Annotated in this window: 5 protein-coding genes and 1 pseudogene; 4 read left to right on the forward strand and 2 right to left on the reverse strand. The window is 71.1% G+C overall.

Annotation, left to right across the window (positions count from 1 at the left end; translation table 11 throughout):
• The 3 genes and pseudogenes from F3J18_RS36005 to F3J18_RS36015 form a co-directional block, all read left to right on the forward strand.
• A pseudogene (locus tag F3J18_RS36005) lies at positions 1-266 on the forward strand (hypothetical protein); the annotation flags it as partial.
• On the forward strand, positions 244-1,038 hold the full coding sequence (locus F3J18_RS36010; RefSeq protein ID WP_166916901.1) for a class II aldolase/adducin family protein: 795 nt from the start codon (positions 244-246) through the stop codon (positions 1,036-1,038). The pseudogene F3J18_RS36005 and the gene F3J18_RS36010, both read left to right, overlap by 23 nt.
• Positions 1,039-1,093: 55 nt before the next feature.
• The gene (locus F3J18_RS36015; RefSeq protein ID WP_025097994.1) at positions 1,094-1,288 is read left to right on the forward strand and encodes a 4-oxalocrotonate tautomerase; all 195 of its coding nucleotides are present in this window, start codon (positions 1,094-1,096) and stop codon (positions 1,286-1,288) included.
• A 134-nt stretch (positions 1,289-1,422) separates the two neighbouring features.
• Here F3J18_RS36015 and F3J18_RS36020 read toward each other — a convergent pair whose 3' ends face one another.
• The gene (locus F3J18_RS36020; protein ID WP_025097993.1) at positions 1,423-2,073 is read right to left on the reverse strand and encodes a LysE family translocator; all 651 of its coding nucleotides are present in this window, start codon (positions 2,071-2,073) and stop codon (positions 1,423-1,425) included.
• Between the two features lie 294 nt (positions 2,074-2,367).
• Between F3J18_RS36020 and F3J18_RS36025 the strand changes: the two genes are divergently transcribed.
• Entirely contained in the window at positions 2,368-2,850 is a 483-nt protein-coding gene (locus F3J18_RS36025) for an Lrp/AsnC family transcriptional regulator (protein WP_013689926.1), read from the forward strand.
• A 25-nt stretch (positions 2,851-2,875) separates the two neighbouring features.
• Here F3J18_RS36025 and F3J18_RS36030 read toward each other — a convergent pair.
• The coding region (locus F3J18_RS36030; protein WP_166916903.1) for a zinc-binding dehydrogenase at positions 2,876-3,738 on the reverse strand (863 nt) is incomplete at its 5' end.

A 3,738-nucleotide genomic window follows, 5' to 3' on the forward strand; every position in this document is an offset into this window, starting at 1 on the left:
ACGGCGCGCTGGCGGCCATCGCGCTGGCCGCCCGAGGGCCGCGTATCGCGCTGGCCGGCGCGCTGGGCGCATCGCTGCTGCACCTGCTCGCGCTGCGTCTCGGGCTGCCGCCGTTCAGCGCGCCGTTCGCGATCGCCGCCAATCTCCTGCGCATCGCGTCGCGCGAGAGCGTCGCGCCATCTTCACCCGCCGCGCCAGCCACGCCCGGCGCGCCGGCACCGCCCCTCACCACCGCCACCCACCATGAGCTTCGTCCACCACGCTGACACCCGCGCCGCCGCCGGCCCGATCTCCGCGGCCGAGCAGCGCGCCCGCCTCGACCTCGCGGCCGCCTATCGCCTGGTCGCGCTCGACGGCCACGACGACCTGATCTACACGCATCTGTCGGTGGCCGTGCCCGGCGAGCCCGGGCATTTCCTGATCAATCCCTTCGGGCTCGCCTTCGAGGAGGTGCGCGCCTCGAACCTGGTCAAGATCGACCTGGCGGGCAGGCGCATCGGCGATGGCCCGCACCAGGTCAACGCCACCGGCTTCGCGCTGCATGCGGCCGTGCACGCGGCACGCGCCGATGCGGTCTGCGTGATCCACCTGCATGCCAAGGCCGGCATCGCCGTCTCGATGCAGCCGCAGGGCTTGCTGCCGGCCTCGCAGCATGCGCTGCGCTTTCACGGCGACCTGGCCTGCCACGACTACGAGGCGCTGGCCTTCACGCCGGCCGAAGGCGCGCGCCTGGTCGAGCGGCTCGGCGACAAGTCGGCTATGCTGCTGCGCAATCACGGCACGCTGACGGTCGGCCGCACCGTGGCCGAAGCCTGGGTGCGCACCGCCACGCTGCTGAAGGCCTGCGAGATCCAGCTGGCCGCCCAGGCGGGCGGCCTCGCGCCGGTGCTGCCGGCGCCCGAGGTGATCGCGCGCGCGGCCGAACAACTGCGCGACGGCGGCGCGCTCGAGGGCGAGCTGGAATGGCCGGCCATGCTGCGCCGTCTTGATCGCCACGAACGTCATGCGCGCCCCGGCGAGGCGTCGTATCGCGATTGACTCGTCCCGCCCTGAATCGTCCTGTTTGCCTGCATCCCTGACCTGGAGACCTGCCATGCCCACCTTTCACGTCGATCTGTTCGAAGGCCGCAGCGCCGAGCAGAAACGCCGCTTCATCGAGGCCATCACGCGCGTGACCTGCGAGACGCTCGACTGCCCGCCCTCGGCGGTCGACATCATCCTGCACGAGGTGAAGAAGGAGAACTGGGCCACCGGCGGCAAGCTGTGGTCCGACGCGGACGCCGGCTGAGCGCCGCGCCCGAACTCGCTCGAACCCGCCCGGCCCCGCCAAAACGCAACGCGCCGCGAATATCGCGGCGCGTTCTGCTTTCCGGCGCGGGACCGCGCTCGAATCCGGCGCGTCCCGCTCGCTTCGGTCGAGGTTCAACCCCAGCCGGCCATCATCGCCCCCATCCCCGCCAGCAGGCCGCCCATCAGGCGATTGAGCGCACGCACGCGCGTCGGGCGCTGCAGCAGGCGGCTCAGGCGCTGCGAGAACAGCGCCATCGAGGCCACCCCGAGCGCGAACAGCAACGCGAACGTGGCGGCCAGCACCAGGTACTGCTGGTTCACGCTCCAGCTCGCCTCGCTGCTGATGAACTGCGGGAAGAAGGACGGGAAGAACAGCAGCGTCTTCGGATTGAAGCCCGAGGTGGCGAGGCCGCGCCAGAACAGGCCGCGCCGCGAGGCAGCCGTCTCGGCTTCGGCCTCGCCCGTGCCAGGCGCCTCGCCCTCGGCCGGCGCGACGATCGCGCCGCCGCGCCACTGCCGGTAGCCGAGCCAGACCAGGTAGGCCGCGCCGACCCAGCGCAGCACGCCCAGCGCGCGTTCGTCGACGTGCAGCAGCGAATTGAGGCACAACGCGGTCAGCACCAGTTGCAGCAGCACCGCCACGGTGCCGCCCCAGACGCAGGGCAGCGCGCGCCGCCAGCCGGCGCGCAGCGCATGGCTCATGGTGAGCAGGTTGACGGGACCGGGGGCATAAACGAGCACGAGCGCGGCGGCGAGGAAGGACAGATAGAGCTGGAACGACATGTCGGAGCGGGCGGATTCGGGTAATTCCGTGATGCGACCCGGCGACGGCAGCGCCGCCGGTTTCGGACGGTAACGAGGGTGACGGATGCCCGTCCTGCCCGGCCTCGCGACTCGTGATCGCGCTAGCTGATCGAAACGGGGGGTGGCCGGATCGGTCATGCCGGGCAACAAGGCATACGGAAAATATACGCGGCGAGGCGCTGAAAAGGCTTCCGCTTATCCCGTGGTTTCCGCCCAAAACCGGAAGCTTCTTCAGATAGAATCGCCATTCCGCGAACAAAATTCCAGAACCTCATGGCCACCCGCGAACGCTCGCCCAAATCGCTCGACAACCAGGACCGCAAGATCCTGCGCGCGCTGCAGTCCAATGCGCGCCTGTCCAACGCCGAACTGGCCGAACAGGTCGGCATGTCGACCACGGCCTGCTGGAACCGCACGCGCCAGCTCGAGACCGACGGTTATATCGACGGCTACGTCGCGCTGGTGAATCCGCGCCTGCTCGGTTACGCCGACATCGTGATCCTCGAGGTCACCCTCGACCGCCACGAGGACGATGCGCTGGCACGCTTCGGCGCCGAGCTGGCCGCGCTGCCCGAGGTGCTGGAGGCCTACCTGGTATCGGGCGAATACGATTACTGGATCAAGGTGGCGGTGGACGGCACGGCCGGCTACGAGCGCTTCCTGCGCGAGAAGCTCTACAAGATCTCCAGCATCCGCCATAGCCGCTCGATGTTCGCGCTGCGCTGCGTGAAGGACGTGCCGTCGATGCAGGTCTGAAGCGGGCGGCGCGGCGGCGAGCGCCTCAGCGCCGCATCGTCAGCACCATGCGGAACCGGACCTCGCCCGAGCGCATGCGTTGGTAGGCCAAGGCGGCCTGCTCCAGCGGCAGGGTCTCGATGCGCGGGCGCACGCCGGCCAGCACGCTGAAGTCGAGGGTGCGCTCGTTCTCGTGCGGCGTGCCGGTGATCGAGCCGATCACGCCGCGCTCGCCGCCCACCAGGTGCCCCGCCGAGACCGGCAGCGGGTCCTTGCCCGCGCCGAGCACCACCAGCCGCCCCTGCGGCGCGAGCCCGGCCATCAGCGCGGCCACCGCCGGGGCATCGCCGATCGTACTCAGGATCGCGCGGGCGCCGCCCAGCGACAGCAGGCGCGCCGCCGCATCCTCGCGCTCGGTATCGATATAGCGATGCGCGCCGAGCGCCAGCGCCTCCTCGGCGATCGCCGCACCGCGGCCCACCGCCACCACCCGGAAGCCCATGCGCCGCGCGTATTGCAAGGCCAGGTGGCCCAGCCCGCCGATGCCGAGCACGGCCACCGTGTCGCCCGCCTCGGCGCCGCATTTCTTCAGCGCGTTGAAGGTGGCGATGCCGGCGCAGAGGATCGGCGCGGCCTGCTCGGCGTCCAGTTCGTCGGGAATCGCCACCAGCCCGGTGGCGCGTGCCAGCATCATCTCGGCATAACCGCCGTCGCGACTCGCGCCGACCACGGGCTGGTTCTCGCAGAGCTGGAACTGCCCGCGCCGGCACCAGGCGCAAACCTGGCAATGGCCACCGAGCCGCCCCACGCCGACGCGCTGGCCGAGACGCCAGATCGGCGGCACGGCGGCGCCGAGCGCCACCAGCCGGCCGACCACCTCGTGGCCCGGCACGCGCGGCGGCTGCGCGG

Source organism: Burkholderia sp. Ax-1720 (genome assembly GCF_011753035.1).
Lineage (GTDB): Bacteria > Pseudomonadota > Gammaproteobacteria > Burkholderiales > Burkholderiaceae > Burkholderia > Burkholderia gladioli.

Coding starts and splice junctions, on each gene's coding strand:
- F3J18_RS36010 (WP_166916901.1), top strand. CDS start 244: ATGAGCTTCGTCCACCACGCTGACACCCGCGCCGCCGCCGGCCCGATC.
- F3J18_RS36015 (WP_025097994.1), top strand. CDS start 1,094: ATGCCCACCTTTCACGTCGATCTGTTCGAAGGCCGCAGCGCCGAGCAG.
- F3J18_RS36020 (WP_025097993.1), bottom strand. CDS start 2,073: ATGTCGTTCCAGCTCTATCTGTCCTTCCTCGCCGCCGCGCTCGTGCTC.
- F3J18_RS36025 (WP_013689926.1), top strand. CDS start 2,368: ATGGCCACCCGCGAACGCTCGCCCAAATCGCTCGACAACCAGGACCGC.